This window comes from Moraxella sp. E33BD (genome assembly GCF_041807865.1).
Classification (GTDB): Bacteria; Pseudomonadota; Gammaproteobacteria; order Pseudomonadales; family Moraxellaceae; genus Moraxella; species Moraxella haemolytica.
This window is the reverse complement of record NZ_JBGTZD010000009.1, coordinates 86283-110515: the sequence shown is the minus strand read 5'-3', so window position 1 is coordinate 110515 and position 24233 is coordinate 86283. Positions and strand designations below refer to the sequence as shown.

Sequence of the window (24233 nt, the reverse complement as noted above, 5' to 3'; positions counted from 1 at the left end):
TAACAATAATTATTATCATCATTAATAAGCAATCATTATCACCCTATATAGATTAGCACAATTATGACAAATTCAACGCTGATTGCACGCTTATGGCTCGGACTTTGTTCTTTATTAGTCATCATTCCTTTAGGTGTCATTTTATCTTCCCTAGGTGAGTTTGATACCGAGATTTGGCAGTTTTTACTTGATTATGAACTGGGTCATTTATTAAAAAATACACTATGGCTCGCATTATCCGTAGGCATCGGCGTAACCGTACTTGGCACAAGTACCGCTTGGCTAACCGCCATGTATCACTTTCCACTCAAACGGCTCTTTTCTTGGGCAATGATGCTACCTTTGGCGGTGCCTGCTTATGTACTGGCTTTTGTACAGCTTGGGATTTTTGATTATACGGGTGTCATCAGTACTTATCTAAGAGAAGCATGGGGGCTTAACAATGGTCTGCCTAACATTAGGCATGGCGGTGGCTTGGCACTCGTCATGAGCCTAACTTTATATCCTTATGTCTATTTACTCTCCAAAAACGCCTTTAGTAGCATGGGTAATCGTGCTTTAGAAGTTGGTGCATCCTTAGGGTTGTCAAATCGACAGTCCTTTTTTAAAATCGCCTTGCCCATGGCACGCCCTTGGATTGCCAGTGGCATCATATTGGCATTGATGGAAGTGTTGGCGGACTTTGGGGCGGTATCTATTTTTGGTTATGATACTTTTACCACCGCCATCTATCAAGCGTGGTATGGTTTTTTTAGCATTGAAACCGCCAAGCAACTAGCAAGTCTTTTGGTTGGCTTGGTGTTTATCTTTTTGGTATTAGAGCAACTTAGCCGTGGCCGCAAAAGTTTTGAAAGCACAGGTCGCAGTAGTTATCATCGCATCATTGCCTTACATGGTATCAAAAAATGGCTGGCATTTAGTTACTGTGCTAGCATATTGTTTTTGGCATTCTTATTACCCATCATACAGCTTAGTCTATGGGTTATTGAAACTTGGCAGGGCATTGATTTTATCGCTGTTGTTGAACAAACCAAAAACTCCATCATCGCTAGCCTATCTGCCGCTGCACTCGTTTCTATCTTTGCCTTTTTTATTAGTCTAAGCATTCGCCATGATACTAGCAAATTTACCCTAATCAGTGCTAGAATCGCAACGCTTGGTTATGCCATTCCTGGCTCAGTGCTGGCGGTAGGTGTGTTCATTCCTGTGGCGTTTTTGGATAATTATTTGATTGAATACATACCAGCATTTGCCGAGCATGATGCCATCTTTAAAGGAACAGTCATTGTTCTACTCATTGCTTATTTGATTCGTTTTTTGGCATTAGGTGTACAAACAATGGATTCTGGCATGAAACGCATTAAAAGTACCCACATTGAAGCCGCCAAAAGCCTAGGGGCAACACCTCTTTCATCACTTTTTAAGGTACATTTACCCCTCATTAAAAGTTCGTTGGGCGTTACCCTACTCATGGTATTTGTAGATACCATGAAAGAAATGCCAATCACTTTGATGATGCGTCCGTTTGACTGGGACACACTGGCAATACGCATCTATTCTTTTACAAGCGAAGGTATGTACGAACAAGCCGCCTTGCCTGCATTGACCATCGTGCTAACAGGACTAATTCCTGTCATTTTATTCGTCAAAATAGACCAAAAGAGCTAAGTTATGCTAACCGTAGAAAATTTATCCATCAAGTTTGACAACAAGACGATTTTAAGCGATGTCAATTTTACTTTAAAAACTGGTGAAATCGCTTGCCTGCTTGGTGCTTCTGGTTGCGGTAAAACAACCATACTACGCTGTCTGTCTGGTTTTGAAAAGCCAAGCACTGGGGTGATTTCTTTAAATGACCATACACTATTTAATAACAACACCAACATTGCTGCTCACCAACGCCAAATCGGCATGGTATTTCAAGATTACTCCCTTTTTCCACATTTGACTGTGGCTCAAAATGTCGGATTTGGCTTAAGTCATTTGGATAAATCCAAAAAAAATGCTCGCATTGATGAGTTATTGACACTGGTCAATCTAAATGCATACAAGCATCGTTATCCACATGAGCTATCAGGCGGACAACAGCAACGAGTTGCCTTGGTGCGTGCTCTCGCCCCAAAACCTAAGCTAATCTTGCTTGATGAACCTTTTTCCAACCTTGATGTTGAGCTACGCACCAACCTATCCAAAGAAGTACGCAAGCTACTCAAATCACAAAATGTCAGTGCCATCTTGGTAACCCATGAACAGTCTGAAGCTTTTGCCATGGCAGATGTGATTGGCGTAATGGCAGATGGCATCATTCAGCAGTGGGCAGACCCAGAAGTACTGTATCACCGCCCCACCAATGCACAGGTTGCCAGTTTTGTCGGAGAAGGTGTCTTATACGATATTCTCAAAGTTCACCCCAATGGTATGGAATGCTCTTTTGGTTTTATTCCTTTATTGCCAAACAACAGCCTAGACACACAGATGCTCATCAGACCGCATGATGTCATTCAAACAAACAATCAAGGCATCGCTGTTAGCATCATAGACAGGGATTTTCGTGGAGGAGACTGGCTTTACACCCTACAAAACAATCAGGGCGATACACTATTTATGCAAACTTCCATGACCAAAGACCGCCCTGCCCATAAAATTGGCGACACCATTGAGGTTGCGATTCATCAAGTGGCAACCTTTTAGCTTAAAAAAGCACATTCTAAGATGTTGATGACTTCATTCAATCATCTTGGATAAAAGCAACTTACTTGTAGTATTGTATTGATTATCATCGTGTATAATGCCTAGATTTAACTCAAGCCGGTTATAACAATTAGGAACTCCCATGACCCCTGTTCTATCTTTATCCACCATTTTATTAAAAGAACCATCTGTTACCCCCAATGACTTTGAGTGCCAAAACATCTTGGCAGATTTTTTGGGTGCGTTAGGCTTTGAATGCGAATTCATGTTCTTTGGCGACCCTAATGATCAAGGCAGTAACGCCCAAATCAAAAATCTCTATGCTAAGAAAAAAGGCACAGACCCTACCGCTCCACACTTATGTTTTGCAGGACATACCGATGTTGTGCCTGTAGGCGATGAGAAACTTTGGACCTACCCACCCTTTTCGGCGACTATTGCAGATGGTTATCTATGGGGGCGTGGTGCGTCTGACATGAAGACTGCGATTGCTTGTTTTTGTGTGGCGTGTGATGAATTCATCAAACAAAACCCTAGCCATAAGGGTGATGTCTCATTACTCATCACATCAGATGAAGAAGGTGTGGCAATCAACGGTACTCAAAAAGTTGTGCAAGCGTTGGCGGAGCGCGGTGAGCGTATGGACTTTTGTCTTGTGGGCGAACCATCTAGCACCCGTACACTTGGTGATATCATCAAAAACGGCAGGCGTGGCTCATTAAATGGCAGACTTACCGTAACTGGCAAACAAGGGCACATCGCTTATCCACATCTGGCGGTCAATCCCATGCACGAACTTGCCTCTGCTCTTGCCGAACTTGTGGCGACCAAATGGGATGATGGCAACGCCTATTTTCCAGCAACCAGTATGCAAATATCCAACCTAAATGGTGGCACAGGTGCAAGCAATGTCATCGCTGGAAATGTACAAATGCTGTTTAATTTTCGCTATTGCACCGAAAACACAGCAGAGAGCCTAAAAGCCAAAACTCACGCCATTTTGGATAAACATTTTAAGGACAGCAAGGCGACTTATGAGATAGAATGGAATCTATCAGGCGAGCCATTTTTAACTAAGCGAGGTAGCTTTGTTGATGCAGTCGTCTCTGCCATCAAAGAAACTACAGGGACAGACAGCAAACTTTCTACGAGTGGCGGTACATCAGATGGCAGATTTATCGCTCCCATTATGAATGCCCAAGTAGTAGAGCTTGGCGTATTAAATGACACCATTCATCAGATTGATGAAAAGGTGGCGGTAGATGATTTGGAGAAATTATCGTTGATTTATGGCAAAATCTTAAAAAAATTAATCGCCTAGTTCCAACCACCAGTCAAAACCCCCTAATATTTAGGGGGTTTTGATGATTGCCATCAAGGCGTATAGTAAGTTGCCGAACCTGGTCCAACAGGCAAGCCAAGTACGAACACCCAAATGCAAAACAGGGTTGTCCAGCCCACTAGGAAAATAAACGAATAAGGAATCATCAGCGACATCAATGTGCCAACACCTGTATCCTTCTTATAACGAATTGCCACCGCCATGATAAGACCAAAGTAACTCATCATCGGCGTGATGATATTGGTGGTGCTATCACCAATACGATACGCCGCCTGAATCATCTCTGGTGCATAGCCTGTGAGCATAAGCATTGGCACAAAAATCGGTGCGGTAATCGCCCACTGAGCAGATGCCGACCCAAGCATCAGATTGACAAATGCACAAATCAAAATAAAACCAACCAATAGCAAAGGTCCTGTCAAACCAATCTCGTTCAAAAAGTTCGCCCCTGACACCGCCATGACCGAACCAATATTTGACCAGTTAAAAAATGCAGTAAACTGAGCGGCAAAGAATACCAGTACGATATACATACTAAGAGAACTCATGGCAGCACTCATGGCATCTACCACATCGTTATTGGTTTTGATGGTGCCTGTAATCTTACCGTACACAATGCCTGGAATGGCAAAAAACACAAAAATAAACACCACAATACCATGCAAAAATGGCGAACCTGCCACAAGACCTGTCTCAGGATGTCTTAACACGCCATTGGCAGGCACAATCGTCCATGCCAATAACAAACAAAAAACAACCATCGACACACCAGCCCAGAAAAGCCCTTTTTTCTCAATGGCGGTCAGTCGATCCACTTTGTTGTCTAGCACACTTGGGTCGTTGGCGTCATTAGGATTGTATTTACCCAAAGATGGCTCAACGATTTTTTCAGTGATAAAATATCCCAAACCACTGATTAAAAATGTACTTACTGCCATAAAATACCAGTTGGCTTCTGCACCCACCATATATTCAGGGTCAATGATGCGTGCCGCCTCTTGGCTAATGCCAGACAATAAAGGATCAACAGTACCTAGTAGCAAGTTGGCACTATACCCACCTGAAACACCTGCAAAGGCGGCGGCCAATCCTGCCAATGGGTGTCTGCCAAGTGAATGAAAAATCATCGCCGCCAGTGGAATTAGCACCACATAACCCAACTCTGATGCGGTATTTGACATGATGCCTGCAAAGACAATCACAAGCGTTACTATCTTAGGTGGTGCGTTCATAACAAGCCCACGAAGTGCAGCCGATATCATGCCAGAACGCTCAGCAATACCTACGCCAAGCAAAGCAACCAACACCGTGCCAAGCGGTATGAACCCTGTGAAGTTCGACACCAGATTTTCAACAATTCTAGCAAGCCCTTCGCCATTAAGTAGGTTATTGACATAAATCATGCCATCTTCGGCACGACCTTTTGCACCCTCTGGGCGAGGGTCAATGACCGAAACACCCATATAAGACATCACAGCAGATAATGCAAGCAGTATCCCTGACATCCATACAAATAAAATCGCAGGGTGTGGCAAAAGATTGCCAAGCCATTCTACACCCTTTAAAAATCGTCCCATACGAGTAGAATTTTGCTGTTGCATATTTACTCCCTCACAACAAAAAAGCAGACATGATCCAATATCACCATAAAGTTGATCATAAGCATAGAGTTAATCATAAGACAACAAACCCTAATGCTCAAACCCCATCATTAAAACACACTTGCGTAAGAAAAACAAACTTTTCATCATATGATTTATAAGTAATGGTTATTATTTGTTACACAGCGATAAAACTTATCTAAAATAGAACAAAAACCATCTCACAAGCCAACACTTCAATACCAGATAACCATGATTCAATTGCCACAAAAAACCACTTAAAGCCACACGACCTTAAATGGTTCAAGAAATGGGGCAAATCAAATATCTACAAGCCTGCTTGTTCGGTCTAAACAATCAATCTAATTCATCAAGCCATGCCATCTGAATAGCTTCCAAGATGGCTTCGTTTGATTTATTAGGATCATCATCAAACCCTGCAAGTTCACACACATAACGATGCAAATCAGTAAAGCGAATATATTGCACATCTTCATCTGGGTATTTTTCAGACAGCTCAATGGCGATATCCAGCGTATCATGCCAAGTTAATTTCATAACACTTCTCTTTATTGGTTCAAAATTTGGTAAATTTTATCAAAATTAGTCAAAAAATGATATAATAAGTGCATTTTTAACGACCAAAAAACATCATGACCGTACAAACACACAACCCAAAACATCAGCCAAACTCAAAAACCAAGCCACAAATTGCCAAGGCTGACCCCACCAATCCACACCTAACACCGATTGACCGTGAGATTTTAACCCCACCAAATGGACATAAAAAAGTACTATTGCACTCATGCTGTGCCCCTTGTTCAGGCGAGGTCATGGAAGCCATGCTTGCTAGTGGCATTGAATTTACCATTTATTTTTATAATCCTAATATCCACCCAAAAAAAGAATACGAAATCCGCAAAAACGAAAACATCGCCTTTGCCAAAAAGCACGGCATTCCCTTTATTGATGCAGATTATGACATGGATAACTGGTTTGCTCGTGCCAAAGGCATGGAGCAGGACCCCGAGCGAGGTCGCCGTTGTACCATGTGTTTTGATATGCGATTTGAACGCACCGCCTTATACGCCCATGAAAATGGCTTTCCTGTAATGACAAGCTCATTAGGTATTAGCCGTTGGAAAAATATGGCTCAAATCAATGATTGCGGTCATCGTGCGGTCGCCCCCTATGAAGGTTTGGACTACTGGGATTTTAACTGGCGTAAAGGCGGTGGCAGTAGTCGCATGATTGAGATTAGCAAACGAGAACATTTTTATCAGCAAGAATACTGCGGTTGTGCTTATTCTTTGCGTGATACCAATAATTTTCGCCGCAGTCAAGGGCGAGAGCCGATTAAAATTGGCGTCAAATACTATGGCGACGATGAATAGATGAGATAGAAATACTCAAAAAGACCGTCAGTTAGCAGTCTTTTTTATGTCTCTTGATAGCAAAGTCATCGCCGTCAATGATGATATATTTTTCTAATCAATTTTTAATATTTCAATCATTATTTTTAATTAAAAAAACCAAACCAAGCTATCAAATTATTATATTTTACCAAAGTACTTTAACCACTTATAATCATTGAAAAATCATGGGAAGTCTCCCATTATTTCTCTGTTGGCCAACTTAAAATATTTTTAAGCAAGCAAATGCCAGCTTTTAATCCAAACGAGGAGTGGTTATGAGTAACGAAGTTTTAAATGAACTAAATGACAGCCAAAAAACAGCAGGTGCACCGCAAGGCTGTCCATTTCATGGCAGTAACAGCCTAGATGGTCAAAGCCCAATGGCATGGTGGCCAAAAGCCCTAAACCTTGACATCTTGCACCAACACGACAAAAAAGTTAATCCGCTTGGCGAGGATTTCAACTACGCCGAAGAACTCAAAAAATTAGATGTTGATGCCCTAAAAAAAGATCTAGAAGAAGTACTTCGCACTAGCCAAGACTGGTGGCCTGCTGACCATGGTTACTATGGCGGTTTGATGGGTCGTTTGGCATGGCACTCAGCAGGTTCTTATCGTGCAGCGGACGGTCGTGGCGGTGCCAACACTGGTAATATTCGCTTTGCTCCGCTAAATTCTTGGCCTGACAACGCAAACCTTGACAAAGCTCGCCGTTTGTTGCAACCCATCAAACAAAAATATGGCAACAAAATCTCTTGGGCTGACCTAATCATCTTAGCAGGCACGATGGGCTATGAAGCCGCCGGTCTAAAAACTTTTGGCTTTGCCTTTGGTCGAGAAGACATCTGGCATCCAGAAAAAGACACCTATTGGGGTAGCGAGACCGAATGGCTTGCCAAAACAGGCTCAAAAGGCAACCGCTGGTCTGGCGACCGTGATTTGCAAAACCCACTAGCATCTGTAATGATGGGTCTTATCTACATCAACCCAGAAGGCGTGGACGGTAACCCTGACCCACTAAAAACCGCTCGTGATATGAAAATCACCTTTAAGCGTATGGGTGTAACCGTTGAAGAAACTGTCGCTTTGGTGGCTGGTGGTCATACCATCGGTAAACAGCATGGTAATGGCGACGCCTCCAAAATGGGTGCAGAACCTGAAGCGGCCGACATCGCAGAGCAAGGCTTGGGCTGGAGTCAACCAAATCCAGGCAAAGTTACCTCTGGTATCGAAGGTGCATGGACAACCAACCCTGACCGCTGGGATAACGAGTTCTTCAAATTATTGTTCAAATATGAAGACAAGTTCCAAATCGTTCACTCGCCTGCTGGAGCAAAACAGTGGGAACCATCCGAAATGGATGAAGAGGACATGCCAGTTGACCAAAACGATCCGTCCATCAAACGCAAAATCACGATGAACGATGGCGATATGGCACTTATCAAAGACCCAGAATACCGTGCGATTTCTGAAAAATTCTTAAACGACCAAGCAGCGTTTGACGATGCGTTTGCTCGTGCATGGTTTAAGCTGACTCACCGTGACATGGGACCAAAATCTCGTTATAAAGGTCCACTTGTACCACAAGAAGACTTGATTTGGCAAGATCCAATTCCTGCACCTAAATATGTACCAACCGATGCAGAAGTTGCTTCTTTGAAAGAACAAATCTTGGCATCTGGTCTAAGCATCTCTGAACTTGTGGCAACCGCTTGGGATAGTGCTCGTACTTTCCGCCAGTCGGATTATCGTGGTGGTGCAAACGGTGCAAGGATTCGCCTAGCTCCACAAAAAGACTGGATTGGCAACGAACCTGAACGCCTAGCTAAAGTTTTGGCTGTTTACGAAAAACTATCAGCTCAGACCAATGTATCTATCGCTGACCTTATCGTGCTAGGTGGTACAGCTGCTGTTGAAAAAGCCATCAAAGACGCAGGGTTTAATGTGGAAGTACCATTTAATGCAGGTCGTGGCGATGCCGTTCAAGAGATGACTGATGTTGAGAGCTTTGAGTATCTAAAACCTATCCACGATGGCTTTAGAAACTTCCAAGAAGCTCACTATGAACCACAGCCAGAAGAGTTATTGCTTGATCGTGCACAGCTAATGGGCTTAACCGCTGTTGAAATGACTGTGCTTGTCGGCGGTCTGCGTGTGTTAGGTGCTAACCATGGCGACAGCAAGCACGGTGTCTTTACCGACCGTGTCGGTGTATTGACCACTGACTTCTTCCGTAACCTTGTGGATATGGGCAACAAGTGGGAGCCAACAGGTCGCAACAGCTACAACATTGTAGACCGTAAGTCTGGCGAAACTAAGTTTACCGCCACTCGTGTGGATTTGGTATTCGGTTCAAACTCTATCCTTCGTGCCTATGCAGAGCTTTACGCACAAGACGACTCTGGCGAGAAATTCGCTCGTGACTTTGTTAAAGCATGGACCAAGGTAATGAACGCTGACCGTTATGACTTAGGTTGCAACTGCTAAGAACAGCCAAACGGTTAATTGTTACATAAAAAACACTCCCAATTGGGGGTGTTTTTTATCGGCAAGTCGTTAATTTTTATGCTAAAATAACCATCAAATAACTTTACTTAACATTGCTTTTATAAAATACATAAATAAAATGATTGCAAATCAATTTGCCAACCTTATAACGTTCAGCCGTTCAGCCGTTCAGCCGTTCAGCCGTTCAGCCGTTCAGCCGTTCAGCCGTTCAGCCGTTCAGCCGTTCAGCCGTTCAGCCGTTCAGCCGTTCAGCCGTTCAGCCGTTCAGCCGTTCAGCCGTTATTTTGCCGACTTTTAACTAGAAGTCAAGCCAAATTTTACTCGTTTTTTAGCCTACTGCCGTTTGGTGGTGGGTTTTTTATATGCCTGCAACAAGGCGGTGCATGATGACCGCCAAGCCACTCTTTTTTGAAAAAAACACACCCAATTTAAGCGTTATCAATATCAGTGAAAACGCCTTATACCAACATTGTCCTGAAATTTTAGAGATTTTATTAAAAGATCGAAGTGCTTCTTTTTATAGCAAACGCAAATGCAATATTATTTGGGCAAATAATAACTATGAATATTTGAGTGAGCATTATCAAGCCACTTGTCAAATCACACCCAATCTCATCACCGGCGATAACAAAGGCTTGATTGTACCACGAGCATTAAAGCCAAAATCAGAACAAAAACAGCGTACCAAAAATTTTACCCCCAGTTGGGTGGTCAAATTACAAAATGATGCATTGGATGCAAATTTTATCAATGACGATTTAACAACTTATATTTCACGCATTTGGCTTGAGATTACTTGCGGGGAAGCTCCGTATATCGCCAATCGCTATGAAATGTCCACCGCCAAAAAAATTGCCATAAATAAAAGAGTGGGGTTTTTGGATAGAAAATTACAAAGAATTAACACAGAAATTCATCATAAACAAAAATGGCAAAAATTCGTCAAAAAAGCCTATCAATCTTGCTATGGTTTTGAGTGGAATGGCGATTCTTTATTGTTAGCAAGGCAGAATTTATTGGCAACTTATTATGACTATTATTGCGACAAATGGGGCGACAAACCACCTTATGATGCTTTAAAACAAATTGCCAAAATCATCAGCTATAACATTTTTCAAATGGACGGCTTGACAAAGTGCATTCCTTTATCAAAAAGAATTGAAACGATTATAAGTTATCAGACAGATTTATTTGATGACCCAAAACCAAAAACCATCATACATCAAGGTCGGCCTACCAAAATCAAAAATTGGCAGACAGGCAAACTGATTGATTTTATGGAGAGTAGCCAATGAGTAAAGTAAACCTGCAAACAACCAAAAGAATTTATCCACAAATTTATGCGTATATATTGCCAACTGTCAGCGATAAAGAAGGATGGGTAAAAATCGGCTATACCGAACGCGAAGATGTGCATACTCGCATCAAAGAACAGGTTGGCACGGTGGATTTGACATATGATTTATTATGGCACAAACTTGCTAAATTTCATAAAGACGAAGATAGTTATTTTAATGACCATTTATTGCACGATTATTTGACACGCCATAAAAATATCAAAAAACAAAAAGAATGGTTTTTTTATAATGGCACACCCAAAAAAAGTTTGGATGATTTTAATGATTTTGTTACTCAATATTATAATCAAGCCAAAGAGCATTGTGAATATCAATTACGCCAAGAGCAACAAGATGCGGTCAATCAAACTTTGGCGTATTTTAAAGACAATCTGCATAGTGAATTTTTGTGGAATGCCAAGCCAAGATTTGGTAAAACTTTAACCACTTATGATTTGGCAATAAAATTAAAAGCCAAAAAAGTATTGATTGTTACCAACCGCCCTGCAATCGCCAATTCGTGGTTCGATGATTTTGAGCAATTTATTGCGTGGCAGACCGATTTTGCCTTTGTTTCAAGTACTGATGCGTTAAAGGATAGAGCGACTTTAAGCCGTGAACAATATTTGGAACAAATGACAAAGCCTAACGGCAAAAAGCATATGATTGCTTTTATTTCTTTGCAAGATTTAAAAGGGTCGATGCATTTTAGCCTAGACGGCACGCTGGATAAATTAAAATGGGTAAAAGAGTTAGAATGGGATTTGTTGGTCATTGATGAAGCTCATGAAGGCGTGGATACCTTAAAAACCAATGTCGCATTTGAGCAAATTAGCCGAGATTTCACCCTGCATTTATCAGGTACGCCATTTAAAGCGTTGGCGGACGGTAAATTTACCCAAGATGAAATTTATAATTGGAGCTATATAGATGAACAATCGGCTAAATTAAATTGGTCTAACGAAGATAGCAATCCTTACAAAACCCTACCTACTTTAAATTTATTTAGCTATCAGATGAGTGCGATGATTAGCGATAAAGTGAATAAGGGGGCGGATATTAAAGGTCAAAATCTGGATTTTACTTTTGATTTAAATGAATTTTTTGCGACCAATGATAAAGGCAAATTTGAACACGAAAAAGAAGTCAAAAAATGGTTAGATACTTTAAGTAAAAATGAAAAATACCCTTTTTCTACCAAAGAATTGCGAGATGAAATCAAGCACTCGTTTTGGTATTTAGACCGTGTAGCCAGTGCCAAAGCATTAAAAAAATTGCTAGAAAATCACCCTGTTTTTGAAAATTACCATATTATTTTGGCAGCAGGCGATGGGCGTTTTGATAATGAAATCATCAACCAAGGAGCCCTACAACGAGTCAAAGAAGCCATTAAAAACCACGACAAAACCATTACACTATCGGTAGGACAACTCACCACAGGCATCACCATTCCAGAGTGGACGGCGGTCTTGATGTTATCCAGTCAAATCGCCAGCACAATATTGGCAAACAGCATTTAGAGCCCAAAATCCGTGGGTATATGAAAAAGACGGACAAGTTTTGCAAAAACACAATGCTTATGTTTTTGATTTTGCTCCAGAACGCACTTTGATTATTTATGATGAATTTGCCAATAATTTATTGTCAAACACTTCAAATGGTGGTGGCACAGAAAATCAACGAAAAGAGAATATCAAACAACTCTTAAATTTCTTTCCTGTCATCGCCGAAGATAGCGAAGGCAAAATGGTGGAGCTTGATGTCAATCAAGTATTAACCATTCCAAAATTATTTAAAGCCAACCAAGTGGTCAGACAAGGCTTTATGAGTAATTTGTTATTCCAAAATATTTCAGGGATTTTTGGGGCAAATGGCGAAGTGCTTGAAATTTTGGAGCAAATTGAGCCTTATGATAATGGCAAAATCAATAAAGAAAAAGCCAATAAAGCGATTGATACCCAAGGCGTACAAGTAGATGATAATGGCAATGCGGTGGCGGATAATGAAATTGTTATCAATACCAACAATGCTCGTTTTGGCGAAAAAGTCTATGGCGGTATTCAGACAACAACCGAACAAATCATTCAAAATGAAAATTTGAACAATGATGATTTGGCAAAAAAAGTTGCCGATGTACTTACCCAAACTACCCAAACCGCCTTTAATGAACTAGCAAAAGACAACGGCTTAACCGAAAAATTTGCCGAAAAAGTCGTAAAAGCACAAAGTCAAGCGATAATAGACGAAATCCAAAAAATCCAAAGCCATAGCCAAATCGCTCAAAACCAAATCAACGCCGAATATGCAAATGACTTAAAAAACGCCCAAAGCGATGATGAAAAACAGCAGATCCAAAAGGATTATGAAACCAAAACGCAAGTAATAAACCAAAATTTACAAACTCAAATCAGCCAAAAGGTTGGCGAAAAAGTCGCCGAGTTTACCCAAAACAGCATCGAAACCATTTTGCAAAAAGCCGAACAAAACAAACAAAACACGGTTGAAGACGATGTGCGTGGGCGATTGCGTGGATTTAGTCGCACCATTCCATCTTTTTTAATGGCGTATGGCGATAAAAACACCACATTGGCGAATTTTGACAGCCATATTTCAGACAGCGTTTTTAAAGAAGTTACAGGCATTACCCTTGACCAATTTCGTGTGTTGCGAGATAAACATCAATTTTTTGATGAACAGGTGTTTGATACATCAATCCAAGAGTTTTTACATAAACGCTTTGCTCTTGCCAATTATTTTGACGAAAGTCAAACCGAAGACATTTTTGATTATATTCCACCCCAAAAAACCAATCAGATTTTTACCCCAAAATGGGTAGTAAAAATGATGATGGACAAATTTGAAAGCGAAAATCCTGATATTTTTAAAAATCCTGATATCACATTTGCCGATTTGTATATGAAATCTGGGCTATATATGACCGAGATTGTCAAACGGCTATATATTGGATTGGCAAGTCAATTCCCAAATCCAAAAGAAAGATTGAAGCATATTTTTGCCAATCAAGTTTATGGTTTTGCTCCAAGTGAGATTATCTATAACATTGCCAAAAACTTTATTTTGGGATTTGATGAACTGGAAAATATTGACCCTAAAATTAATGTCAGTCATATTGTGCAATTGGATACCACGCCATACGCCAAAGGCGAACTCAACTTTAATGAAACATTAACTAAAATTTTTGGAAAAGCAATGAAATTTGATGTTGTGGTGGGTAATCCGCCTTATCAAGATGAAACTGATAATAATAACCGTGATAGTCCTATTTATCATTATTTTTATGATTTATCTGAAAAATGTTCCAATAAATATTGTTTAATTTCTCCAGCAAGATTTATTTTTAATGCAGGACAAACGCCAAAAGAATGGAATGCACAAATGCTCAATGATAAGTCTTTAAAAGTCTTATTTTTTGAGCAAAATTCTGAAAATGTTTTTGCAAATACTGATATCAAAGGCGGTATTGCAATTTTATATCGTGATAACGAAGAAAAATTTGGTGGAATTAAAGATTTTACAGTTTTTGATGAATTGAATAGTGTGCTAAAAAAGTTGTTAATTTTCAGGGTTTTGTAGAAATTGGCAATATTTTGTATGTGAGAAGTGCCTATAAATTTACTGAAAAATTATTGGAAGATTATCCTGAACTTGTGGGGCGTGTGAAAAAAAGTGAAGAGCGTTCTATGGGTTCAAATGTTTTTGATAGATATCCAGAGGTTTTTTCTGATACGAAGCAAAATGATAATCAGGTTGGAATTTATGGTCGGCAGAACAATCAAAGAGTGCTAAAATACTTGCATAGAGACTATCTACAAGATGGTGGTAACTTGCATGGGTGGAAAGTTTTTGTACCGAAATCAAACGGTTCTGGCGCGATTGGTGAGGTGTTAAGCACCCCCCTAATCGGGTATACTCAAACCTTTATATCTTTTGGTAATTTTGATAACCAATTACAAGCGGGAAATTTGTTAAGATATCTGAAAACAAAATTTGCTAGGACAATGCTTGGAATTAAAAAAATCACACAAGATAATGCAACCAAAGAAGTTTGGTCAAAAGTCCCCCTACAAGATTTTACCAAAAATTCTGACATTGATTGGACACAGTCCATTAGCGAGATTGATCGCCAGCTGTATGCCAAATACGGATTAAGCGATGATGAAATCGCTTTTATTGAAAGCAAAGTAAAAGCGATGGAATAATTACAAAACCCAACAAACCCATCACCTAAACAATGTTACAATAGCACCGCTAGGTACACTGCCAAGCCGATGATAAATCAAAAGGATAAATTTATGAAAGACAACAAAACCCACACAACCAACCCCCAAGATACCCAAAAAATAGGCTGTCCTGTTAGCCACCTAACACGCCAAAACGGTGCTCCCGTTGCTGACAACCAAAACTCCCTAACCGCAGGAGCAAGAGGTCCACTCCTTGCCCAAGATTTATGGCTTAATGAAAAGCTTGCTGATTTTGCTCGTGAAGTGATTCCAGAACGCCGTATGCACGCCAAAGGATCTGGGGCGTTTGGTACTTTTACCGTGACCAACGACATCACTCAATATACTCGTGCAGCGATTTTTAGTGAAGTGGGTAAAAAGACCGAAATGTTCGCTCGCTTTACTACCGTAGCTGGTGAACGAGGTGCAGCCGATGCCGAGCGAGATATTCGCGGCTTTGCTCTAAAATTTTATACCGAAGAGGGCAACTGGGATATGGTAGGCAACAACACACCTGTATTCTTTTTAAGAGACCCAAGAAAATTCCCAGATCTAAACAAAGCAGTCAAAAGAGATCCTAAGACTAATATGCGTAGCCCCACCAACAACTGGGACTTTTGGACACTGCTACCAGAGGCTTTCCACCAAGTTACCATTGTGATGAGTGACCGTGGCATTCCAAAATCATTCCGCCATATGCACGGCTTTGGTTCACATACTTATAGTTTTATCAATGCCAAAAATGAGCGTTTTTGGGTCAAATTCCATTTCCGTACCCAACAAGGCATTGAAAATTTAACAGACAGCGAAGCTGAAGCGGTTATTGCTAAAGACCGTGAGAGCAACCAGCGTGATTTGTTTAACGCCATTGAGCGTGGCGACTTTCCTAAGTGGAAAATGTATGTACAGATTATGCCAGAGGTGGATGCTGAAAAAGTACCTTATCACCCCTTTGACCTAACTAAAGTATGGCCAAAAGGTGATTATCCTTTGATTGAGGTGGGCGAATTTGAATTAAACAAAAATCCAGAGAACTTCTTTTTAGATGTGGAACAAGCTGCCTTTGCCCCAAGCAACCTTGTACCAGGCATTAGCGTATCGCCTGATAAGATGCTACAAGCTCGTCTGTTTAACTATGCTGATGCCCAGCGTTATCGCTTAGGGGTAAACCACCATCAAATTCCAGTCAATCGTGCACGCTGCCCTGTGTACAGCAATCAGCGAGATGGTCAAGGGCGTGTGGATGACAATTATGGCAGTCGTGTGCATTACGAGCCAAATAGCTTTGGGCAATGGCAAGAACAACCTCAATATGCCGAGCCGCCACTACGCATTGATGGCAGTGCTCAACATTTTGATTTTCGTGAAGATGATAATGACTATTTTAGCCAGCCACGAGCGTTATTTAATCTGATGAACGACACCCAAAAACAGGCGTTGTTTGACAATACAGCGGCTGCTATGGGCGATGCCCCTGATTTCATCAAATACCGTCATATTCGTAACTGCCACTTTTGCGACAAAGCCTATGGTGAGGGCGTGGCGAAGGCATTGGGATTGACGGTTGACGAAGCGATAAAAGCATATGACACCGACCCTGCCAAACACTTGCCAAGTTGTTTGGCACCATAATTGACCGATTTTAATCAAAAAAACATTTTATAAACCACACCCCAAAAGTTGAACTTCTGGGGTGTGGTTTATTTAAATATAGAATAATAAAAAGCCTTAAAACTGTGCCACATACTCATCAAGCAACTCAAACAGTCGAGCAATCTCTTTATGAGTGGTGTAATGTAAAAAGCCTACACGCAAAAATCCGCACGCCACCAAGTCCAGATGACGCACGACATCCAACGCATAAAAATTACCAGATGGTAGGGCAACATTCCTATCGCCAAGCCATTTTGAGACATTGGCAGGCGGTATGATTTGTCCATCCTTGATTAGATTGAAGGCAAAGGTTGGTGTGCGATGATTACTACTGTTTTTGCCATATAACTGAATATATGATCGCTCGTTCACAAAAGCCAAAAACGCCTGACTTAATGAATATTCATAAGACTGCACCACCTGATAGGCACGCATCAAGCGTTTGTCCATATCGCCATCTTGCCCACCAAGATTTGCCCAATACTGCATTAAGGCAATAAATCCTGCTTGAGCTTCAAAAGACTGCGTACCCTGCTCAAAAGCGAAAGGTCGTATATGAGTAGCAGGCTCAACCTTATAAGGTGGCAAATCAAGCACTCGCTTGGAGGCATACGCCATACCAAGTCTAGCACCGCCTAGCTTATAGCTAGATGCAAAGAGTAAGTCACAATCAAGCTGGGTGGCGTTGATTTTTTCATGCACAATGGCATGTACAGCATCAATGGCAACATAGGCATTGACTGCCTTAGCACGGCTGATAATAGGGCCAATCTCGGTGCGTGTGCCAATAACATTAGATGCTAAAGACACCGCCACCAAGCGTGTTTGTTCATCAATAAGGGACTGTATGTTAGTCAAATCAAGCGAGCTACCATCGGCATTCAAAGGAATGCGTCTGACTTGCAAGCCTTTTTCTTCAGCAACACTCTGCCATGATGAGACATTGGAGAAATGGTCAATCTGACTAACAACAATATTATCCCCCGCCTGCCAAGTGCGTGCCAATACTCGTGAAAACTGAAACATCAGACTGGTAGCGTTTAATCCAAAAACAACCTGCTGTGGCTCACAGCCTAGCCATAGTCCAGCCATTTGACGAGCTTTGTCGTTAATGGCGGTCGTGCGTCTGCCTGCATCTGCCAAGCCACCCATATTACTGTGATATTTGCCCAGATATTCACTCATGGCACCAGTAACCATCTTTGGTACTTGACTGCCGCCTGGACCATCAAAAAATATTGGTGACTGTCCGTGTTCATCCAAGCAATTAAAAGCCAAAAACTCTTGGCGGATACTTTCTGGATTGTACATTTGCACTCCTACATTATCCATCGGCATAACTTCCACAAGACATCTTTTATGATAGATGTGCGGTAAGCACAAATAAATCCCAATGACCCGACTGTTTCGTCGTGGTCAGCTCGGTGGCGTAGTGCCACAGCTTATCATCATCCATCACACAATATACACCCACATCACTTGGGAGCGTGGTGATGATATCTTTGGCATCGTTTGTTCTATAAATACATAAGTCTGCACCTTGAACATCATCAAAGCTGACAGTAAACATACCAATGCGGTCAAAGCCATCTTGGTGTAAGCCTTCTGGCGTCGTGATGGTCGGTGCCGATGGGTCATTGGCAACGACTCGTATCTGATGCACTTCAATGGTGGCAGCATTTGGCAGACCGCCCTGCTTGGCGAAAGCGTCCACAATGGTTAAAAACCCATCATCTTGTATCAATTCATCACTCAAATCGTCATACTGACGAACAACACCGCCCTGAAACTTGTTTAACTCTTCACTTTGCACAAACTGACTGCCTCGTATCAATTCAATGTTACGAGCCTGTTGGTCATAGATCAATTTAGAATAACGACGCAAACGATAACTGCCGTCTTTATATGAGCTTGGCGTTAGAGTGTCAAAATCCTTGCTTAAAGGTCCGATAAGATCTTTAGGTAGATTACCTGTATGTAGTAGAGCTGTCATCATAATATCCTTATAACTTACTGACAAAATAAGATGGGTAAATTTAGCAGATACATAATATACCAAAAAATTTTTTTTCTTACAAATAAAAAAAATTTATATATCAAGCTAAAAAGAAAGCCAAGCTAGTGAATCGCCTGACTTTCTTAAGTATTTTTACATATTTGGATAATTAGGGCCACCGCCACCTTCTGGCGTTACCCAAGTGATGTTTTGACTTGGGTCTTTGATATCGCAAGTTTTACAATGGACGCAGTTTTGGCTATTAATGACAAATCGTGCCCCATGCGGTGCATTGTCATCCTCCACCACTTCATACACCCCTGCTGGGCAATATAGGCGTGCAGGCTCTGCATACAATGGGAGATTTTTGGTGATTGGTACAGTAGGGTCAGTCAGTTTTAGATGGCACGGCTGATCTTCTGCATGGTTGGTATTTGAGATAAATACACTTGATAACTTATCAAAGGTTAGCCTGCCATCTGGTTTTGGATAATCAGGCTTGTAAGCATGATCTGCTTTATCTAGTTGAGCAAAGTCATGGCCGTTATCATTGATGGTAAATGGCACTTTTCCACCCAATAGGTTTTGCTCCACAAAGCTAAACGCACCACCCATCCACGAACCCATACGGTGCATGGCAGGGGTAAAGTTGCGAGCTGCATAAGCTTCTTGGAATAACCACGAATTTTCAAAGGCGGTTTGATATTCCACCACTTCATCATGCTGTCTGCCCGCTTGTAATGCCACAAAAATACTCTCAGCAGCCAACATACCTGATTTCATGGCAGTGTGCGAACCTTTTAACTTTGCAGGGTTTAGAAAACCTGCATCATCACCCACAAGCACGCCACCTGCAAAACTAAGCTTAGGCAGGCTATTTAAACCACCTTTAACCAACGCTCTTGCCCCATAAGACAAGCGTTTCCCCCCTTCTAAGATAGGACGGATGACTGGGTGAAGCTTTAAGCGTTGTAGCTCATCAAAGGGCGACAAGTGCGGGTTGTGATAAGACAAGTCTATCGCCAAGCCGAAGCTGACTTGATTGTTCTCTGCAAAATACAAGAACCAACCTCCTGTTGAGCCTGTCTCACTCAAAGGCCAACCAGAACCATGCAAAATCACACCTTCTTCATGCTTATCAGGATCAATCTCCCACAGCTCTTTTAGACCGATGCCGTAGTGCTGAGGGTCTTTGTCTTTACCTAGATGGAAGCGGCTGATGAGTCGCTTCCCCAAATGCCCACGACAGCCTTCAGCAAATACGGTATATTTAGCAAGTAATTCATAACCTGCCTCAAAACTTGGCTTAGGTTCACCTTGAGCATTAACACCCATATCGCCAGTAAGCACGCCACGCACCGAACCATCAGCATTGTAAAGAATTTCACTGGCACTAAATCCAGAAAATAGCATGATTTCCATTGCTTCTGCCTGCTCAGCTAGCCAACGCACGACATTGCCCAATGACACGATATAATTGCCATCATTATGCAAGGCAGTAGGTACAATGCTATGCGGTAATTGGATGGATTTTTGGGCATTTTTGAGCATATAAACACGGTCTTCTTTTGCCTTGACCGTGATGGGTGCACCAGTCTCACGCCAGTTGGGCAACAGCTCATCTAGAGCACGAGTTTCCAAGATTGCCCCTGATAGCGTATGAGCACCAAACTCCGAACCTTTTTCAAGAACGCACACCATAAACTCATCAAGCCCTGCTTCATTGGCAAGTTGCTTTAGGCGAATGGCGGTTGCTAGCCCTGCAGGTCCACCACCGACAATGATGACATCAAACTCCATAGATTCTCGTTGAATTTGCATAAGTTTTCCTTAATTTGGCTGGTTGGTCACCCAACTCGCTAGGCAAAAAATAATCAATCAAAACCATTAACAATGACATTGGGTATATTTTACCCATCTAGAATTTTTAGGCAAGCAAATTATGATACCGCCAACACTTTTATGCAAACATTCTCAATCATTTAACGATTATTCCCATCTAATTGGTTGCTTTTTTTGTGTTATTTAAGCTACAATCTTGGTCAAAAACTTAATATTTTTTACCGCCTCGTGTCATCAAATCATGTACAAAATGATAAAATTAAGGATTGATACTCATGATGTGCCAAAATCGCCAAAACCCAAAAAATAATAAAAATAATCATAATAAAAACAATATCTTAGAAGATATTACGAAACTTACCCAATCAACAAGTACGCATAAAATCCCACCACTTGATTCATGGTCGCCCACACACATTCATGAGTTTGACATTCTCATCAAAGACAACGGCGACTGGTATCATGAAGGCACAAAAATGACCCGCCAGTCATTAGTGAACTTATTTGCCAGTGTGTTATGGGGTCAGACAGATACATTGGGCAACAAGGCGTATTTTTTAAAGACACCCAATGATATGTATCACATTCAAGTTGAAGACGCCCCACTTATCATTTATCGTGTCGATGAAGTCGTCAAAGACGGCATAACTTGGCTAATCTTTACTACAACTAATGGCGATGAGATTATCCTAAATGATGACAACCCACTGTATTTTAAGGATTTTATAAAAGACGGTCGGATTGAACAAAGGCTTTATATAGACACTCGCTTTGGTCTTGTTGCTCGAGTAGCTGCCAATGTCCTATATCATCTAGTAGAGATGGGCAAGCTGTGTGAAAGTGATGGCACAACGACACTGACCTTGGTGAGTGGTGGCAACGCTTATCATCTGGTGGCGGATAGATAAAATGATTAACCAACACCCCGATTATATCAATGATTCTGATAACGCACCGATTGGCGTGTTCGACTCTGGTGTGGGTGGTCTTTCTGTCTATCGCCACCTAAGACAAATACTGCCCAATGAACGCTTCATTTATTATGCGGACACCGCCCATGTTCCTTATGGCAATAAGACGGGCGATGAGATACTGCTTTTAACCTTACAAGCAGTGGCACGACTGTGCAAACAAGGTTGTAAGCTCATCGTCATCGCCTGTAACAGTGCTTCTGCTCACGCCTTAACCACCCTTAGGCAGCGTTGTAGCGTACCGATTGTTGGGCTAGTGCCTGCGGTTAAGCCTGCTTGTGCCATCACTAAGACCAAAAAGATTGCTGTGCTTGCCACCAGAGCCACGCTTGATGGGCATCTGCTGAATGAAGTGATTGGCACCATTGCCAACCCCTTGGGTATTCAAGTACACAAACACTTTGAATCCATGCTTGTGCCATGGGTAGAAAGCGGTATGCCGATTGACAGTCAGGTTGCCAATTTGTTGATTGAGCAGGTCAAACTGTGGGCTGATGATGGCGTTGATGTGATTGTGCTTGGCTGTACGCATTATCCATTTTTTAAGCAGTTTTTACAAACCCATATTGATGACAATCATCTAAACATCACTTTGGTTGATTCTGGGGTTGCTATCGCCGAGCGAGTGCGTTCGTTACTTGATATGTATCAGATTACCGCCATGACACCAAAAGACAACCCCTTAACATTCTATGCCAGTGCCTTTGATGAACAGCTGGTGCAAACGGTTGCAGGACTGATTGATGATACGCCGGTATTTGTAGGGCATGATTTTTTACCACAATCAACAAAACCATCAATGTTGTGCAATAGAATGTAGCAAAATATAATTTGGTTTTTGTATTGTAAATACCTTAAAAATTTGATGTAATGCCAAGGCGTGCCATCACGCAAACCGAATAAATCAGTAATAAGGAGTACATCATGTCAGACACCTCAAAATTTAGCGAGCAAATCAAAAAATTCGGTGAATTACAAGACAGTATGCACGATGCACAAAAAACTCGCACTTTAGAAGAGCAAGTCGCCTACCTAAAGTCGCAAGGCATCGACCCATCAAAAACCTACGCCAAATGGGACGATGACCAAGAAGAAGAGTAATACTCATCAATGAGATTGGCTTGTGGGCAATCATTAACTCCACAAGCCAATCATCAGTTATCACCCATCAAGCCTAAACAAACAACCCTTTTTAGCAATGAAGGGCTGTTTGACTACATCAATTGGCTGGCACAAGAGCAATCGTGCCATCTGCTTGAACTACTCGGCGGTAAGTTTGTGGTGCTATACTGACAGGCTGAATGCTAGGCGCATCAGACCAAACTGGTTGCTCTGGCATGGTTTGTACAGGGATTGCAGGCGTTGGCACTGTCTGGCTTGGTATTTGATTTGGTGCGATTGATACTTGACTGGTAATTAAGCGATGAAATTTTTGTCCTGCACGACCATCAGGCACAACCCCCACTCTACTTTGATAATCCATAATGGCACGGCGAGTGTTATCGCCAATAATGCCATCAACCTTGCCAATTTCATAACCTGCGTTTAACAATGCCTGCTGAATTTCTTTGGCTTGACGGCGACTGATACCTGGATCATCGGTCGGCCATGGGGTAGCGAAGTTAATGTTGGTGTCGTGATTTTCAATCAAAGTAGCCAGATGAGCAATGGCAAGAGCGTAACTTTGTGATGCGTTATAACTATAAAAGGTGTCAAAGTTTTTGCCCACCAAAAAAGCCGGTCCTTGACGACCTGCAGGCAACAGCAAGCCTGCCGTTGCCATGTTGTATGGCAATGGGCGACCATCTGGCAAGGTGATGCCTTGTGCCTGCCAATAATCAATGGATTTTTTATTGGTGCGACCACTAGGACCTGCATAGCCGTTTAAGCGAACCTCATACCCCCACGGCTCGCCTGCACGATAGCCCCTTTTTGATAAAAAATTGGCAGTACTGGCAAGTGCATCAGCCTTACTATTGACCAAGTCTTTTTTGCCATCGCCATCAAAATCAACCGCCAACTCCAAAAAAGTACTCGGCATGAACTGCGTCTGACCAAACGCTCCTGCCCACGAACCTGTCATGTCCTCTGGGCGGATATCGCCATTTTGGACGATGCGTAAAGCATTGGCAAACTCACCACGAAAATAACCCTGACGGCGATCAAAGCACGATAAAGTTGCAAGACTACTAAACAGATTTTTACCGCCCAAAGTCTGCCCAAAGTTACTCTCAACACCCCAAACGCCAAGGACATGCTCAGGTTGCACGCCATAGCGTGATTGAATGCGATGCAATACATCGGCTTGTTCTTGTCTGGCTCTTAGCCCATCCATCACCCTCTCAGCATCAACGAGCGATGCATGATAATCCCAAGCATCTTTTTTAAATTCTGGCTGATAATTCAGCGAGCGAATCACAGTGGGGTCAGGCTCACTTGGGCGATAAGTCTCAAAAGTACTGTTTGAGATACCACGAAAAGCCGATGAAGATTTTAGATTATCCAAGCATTGCTGAAAGTGAGCATTTGACAAGCTAGGTAAATCATTGGCGGTAGCGACAGTACAGACGCCAACAGCCGATAATACCAAAAGCAATTTGATAGAGTGTGATTTCATAGGTATCCTATTGTTATATA

At 41.8% G+C, this 24233-nt stretch carries 20 protein-coding genes; 14 read left to right on the top strand and 6 right to left on the bottom strand.

Annotated features, from left to right (window positions below):
• Positions 1–63 precede the first annotated feature (63 nt).
• From ACERC6_RS07090 to dapE, 3 genes are all read left to right on the top strand, one after another.
• Positions 64–1668 (top strand): ABC transporter permease, encoded by a 1605-nt coding sequence (locus ACERC6_RS07090; RefSeq protein WP_373628332.1) that lies wholly within the window; start codon positions 64–66, stop codon positions 1666–1668.
• 3 nt (positions 1669–1671) lie between these two features.
• Positions 1672–2691 (top strand): ABC transporter ATP-binding protein, encoded by a 1020-nt coding sequence (locus tag ACERC6_RS07085; RefSeq protein WP_373628331.1) that lies wholly within the window; start codon positions 1672–1674, stop codon positions 2689–2691.
• A 142-nt stretch (positions 2692–2833) separates the two neighbouring features.
• Positions 2834–4012 (top strand): succinyl-diaminopimelate desuccinylase, encoded by a 1179-nt coding sequence (gene dapE / locus ACERC6_RS07080; RefSeq protein ID WP_373628330.1) that lies wholly within the window; start codon positions 2834–2836, stop codon positions 4010–4012.
• Between the two features lie 53 nt (positions 4013–4065).
• Here the strand turns inward: dapE and ACERC6_RS07075 are convergent, their stop codons facing one another.
• On the bottom strand, positions 4066–5634 hold the full coding sequence (locus tag ACERC6_RS07075; protein WP_373628328.1) for an AbgT family transporter: 1569 nt from the start codon (positions 5632–5634) through the stop codon (positions 4066–4068).
• Positions 5635–5991: 357 nt separating this feature from the next.
• Entirely contained in the window at positions 5992–6192 is a 201-nt protein-coding gene (gene iscX, locus ACERC6_RS07070) for a Fe-S cluster assembly protein IscX (protein WP_284673276.1), read from the bottom strand.
• A 95-nt stretch (positions 6193–6287) separates the two neighbouring features.
• Here iscX and ACERC6_RS07065 point away from each other — a divergent pair, with 95 nt between their 5' ends.
• From ACERC6_RS07065 to ACERC6_RS07030, 8 genes are all read left to right on the top strand, one after another.
• Positions 6288–7028 carry an epoxyqueuosine reductase QueH gene (locus tag ACERC6_RS07065; protein ID WP_373628326.1) on the top strand — a complete coding sequence of 247 codons (741 nt, stop codon included), beginning with the start codon at positions 6288–6290 and terminating at the stop codon, positions 7026–7028.
• Between the two features lie 296 nt (positions 7029–7324).
• Positions 7325–9535 carry a catalase/peroxidase HPI gene (katG, locus tag ACERC6_RS07060; protein WP_373628324.1) on the top strand — a complete coding sequence of 737 codons (2211 nt, stop codon included), beginning with the start codon at positions 7325–7327 and terminating at the stop codon, positions 9533–9535.
• 139 nt (positions 9536–9674) lie between these two features.
• The gene (locus ACERC6_RS07055; RefSeq protein WP_373628323.1) at positions 9675–9854 is read left to right on the top strand and encodes a hypothetical protein; all 180 of its coding nucleotides are present in this window, start codon (positions 9675–9677) and stop codon (positions 9852–9854) included.
• 85 nt (positions 9855–9939) lie between these two features.
• The gene (locus ACERC6_RS07050; RefSeq protein WP_373630513.1) at positions 9940–10851 is read left to right on the top strand and encodes a restriction endonuclease; all 912 of its coding nucleotides are present in this window, start codon (positions 9940–9942) and stop codon (positions 10849–10851) included.
• The gene (locus ACERC6_RS07045) at positions 10848–12413 is read left to right on the top strand and encodes a DEAD/DEAH box helicase family protein (protein ID WP_373628320.1); all 1566 of its coding nucleotides are present in this window, start codon (positions 10848–10850) and stop codon (positions 12411–12413) included. The genes ACERC6_RS07050 and ACERC6_RS07045 overlap by 4 nt, the downstream gene beginning before the upstream one ends.
• Before the next feature lie 40 nt (positions 12414–12453).
• On the top strand, positions 12454–14487 hold the full coding sequence (locus ACERC6_RS07040; RefSeq protein ID WP_373628319.1) for an Eco57I restriction-modification methylase domain-containing protein: 2034 nt from the start codon (positions 12454–12456) through the stop codon (positions 14485–14487).
• A 20-nt stretch (positions 14488–14507) separates the two neighbouring features.
• On the top strand, positions 14508–15113 hold the full coding sequence (locus tag ACERC6_RS07035; RefSeq protein WP_373628318.1) for a hypothetical protein: 606 nt from the start codon (positions 14508–14510) through the stop codon (positions 15111–15113).
• A 93-nt stretch (positions 15114–15206) separates the two neighbouring features.
• Entirely contained in the window at positions 15207–16766 is a 1560-nt protein-coding gene (locus tag ACERC6_RS07030; RefSeq protein WP_373628317.1) for a catalase, read from the top strand.
• Between the two features lie 96 nt (positions 16767–16862).
• On the opposite strand, the gene ACERC6_RS07025 is transcribed toward ACERC6_RS07030, so the two are convergent.
• From ACERC6_RS07025 to ACERC6_RS07015, 3 genes are all read right to left on the bottom strand, one after another.
• Positions 16863–18098 (bottom strand): aminotransferase class V-fold PLP-dependent enzyme, encoded by a 1236-nt coding sequence (locus tag ACERC6_RS07025; protein ID WP_373628316.1) that lies wholly within the window; start codon positions 18096–18098, stop codon positions 16863–16865.
• Between the two features lie 46 nt (positions 18099–18144).
• Positions 18145–18780 carry a 2OG-Fe dioxygenase family protein gene (locus ACERC6_RS07020; protein ID WP_373628314.1) on the bottom strand — a complete coding sequence of 212 codons (636 nt, stop codon included), beginning with the start codon at positions 18778–18780 and terminating at the stop codon, positions 18145–18147.
• A gap of 156 nt (positions 18781–18936) precedes the next feature.
• Positions 18937–20604, bottom strand: coding sequence for an electron transfer flavoprotein-ubiquinone oxidoreductase (locus tag ACERC6_RS07015; RefSeq protein WP_373628313.1), 1668 nt, complete (start codon positions 20602–20604; stop codon positions 18937–18939).
• Positions 20605–20900: 296 nt separating this feature from the next.
• Here ACERC6_RS07015 and ACERC6_RS07010 point away from each other — a divergent pair, with 296 nt between their 5' ends.
• The 3 genes from ACERC6_RS07010 (at position 20901) to ACERC6_RS07000 (ending at position 22697) form a co-directional block, all read left to right on the top strand.
• A complete protein-coding gene (locus ACERC6_RS07010; protein ID WP_373628312.1) occupies positions 20901–21533 on the top strand; it encodes a DUF1285 domain-containing protein in 633 nt (210 codons plus the stop codon).
• Positions 21499–22416: a glutamate racemase gene (gene murI / locus ACERC6_RS07005; protein ID WP_373628311.1), complete on the top strand. Its 918-nt coding sequence runs from the start codon at positions 21499–21501 to the stop codon at positions 22414–22416. The genes ACERC6_RS07010 and murI overlap by 35 nt, the downstream gene beginning before the upstream one ends.
• A 104-nt stretch (positions 22417–22520) precedes the next feature.
• Positions 22521–22697: a hypothetical protein gene (locus tag ACERC6_RS07000; RefSeq protein ID WP_373628310.1), complete on the top strand. Its 177-nt coding sequence runs from the start codon at positions 22521–22523 to the stop codon at positions 22695–22697.
• A gap of 118 nt (positions 22698–22815) precedes the next feature.
• On the opposite strand, the gene ACERC6_RS06995 is transcribed toward ACERC6_RS07000, so the two are convergent.
• Complete coding sequence (locus tag ACERC6_RS06995) at positions 22816–24213, bottom strand: lytic murein transglycosylase (protein ID WP_373628309.1); 1398 nt, start codon at positions 24211–24213, stop codon at positions 22816–22818.
• Between the last annotated feature and the right edge of the window lie 20 nt (positions 24214–24233).

Coding starts and splice junctions, on each gene's coding strand:
- ACERC6_RS07090 (WP_373628332.1), top strand. CDS start 64: ATGACAAATTCAACGCTGATTGCACGCTTATGGCTCGGACTTTGTTCT.
- ACERC6_RS07085 (WP_373628331.1), top strand. CDS start 1,672: ATGCTAACCGTAGAAAATTTATCCATCAAGTTTGACAACAAGACGATT.
- dapE (WP_373628330.1), top strand. CDS start 2,834: ATGACCCCTGTTCTATCTTTATCCACCATTTTATTAAAAGAACCATCT.
- ACERC6_RS07075 (WP_373628328.1), bottom strand. CDS start 5,634: ATGCAACAGCAAAATTCTACTCGTATGGGACGATTTTTAAAGGGTGTA.
- iscX (WP_284673276.1), bottom strand. CDS start 6,192: ATGAAATTAACTTGGCATGATACGCTGGATATCGCCATTGAGCTGTCT.
- ACERC6_RS07065 (WP_373628326.1), top strand. CDS start 6,288: ATGACCGTACAAACACACAACCCAAAACATCAGCCAAACTCAAAAACC.
- katG (WP_373628324.1), top strand. CDS start 7,325: ATGAGTAACGAAGTTTTAAATGAACTAAATGACAGCCAAAAAACAGCA.
- ACERC6_RS07055 (WP_373628323.1), top strand. CDS start 9,675: ATGATTGCAAATCAATTTGCCAACCTTATAACGTTCAGCCGTTCAGCC.
- ACERC6_RS07050 (WP_373630513.1), top strand. CDS start 9,940: ATGATGACCGCCAAGCCACTCTTTTTTGAAAAAAACACACCCAATTTA.
- ACERC6_RS07045 (WP_373628320.1), top strand. CDS start 10,848: ATGAGTAAAGTAAACCTGCAAACAACCAAAAGAATTTATCCACAAATT.
- ACERC6_RS07030 (WP_373628317.1), top strand. CDS start 15,207: ATGAAAGACAACAAAACCCACACAACCAACCCCCAAGATACCCAAAAA.
- ACERC6_RS07025 (WP_373628316.1), bottom strand. CDS start 18,098: ATGTACAATCCAGAAAGTATCCGCCAAGAGTTTTTGGCTTTTAATTGC.
- ACERC6_RS07020 (WP_373628314.1), bottom strand. CDS start 18,780: ATGACAGCTCTACTACATACAGGTAATCTACCTAAAGATCTTATCGGA.
- ACERC6_RS07015 (WP_373628313.1), bottom strand. CDS start 20,604: ATGCAAATTCAACGAGAATCTATGGAGTTTGATGTCATCATTGTCGGT.
- ACERC6_RS07010 (WP_373628312.1), top strand. CDS start 20,901: ATGATGTGCCAAAATCGCCAAAACCCAAAAAATAATAAAAATAATCAT.
- ACERC6_RS07000 (WP_373628310.1), top strand. CDS start 22,521: ATGTCAGACACCTCAAAATTTAGCGAGCAAATCAAAAAATTCGGTGAA.
- ACERC6_RS06995 (WP_373628309.1), bottom strand. CDS start 24,213: ATGAAATCACACTCTATCAAATTGCTTTTGGTATTATCGGCTGTTGGC.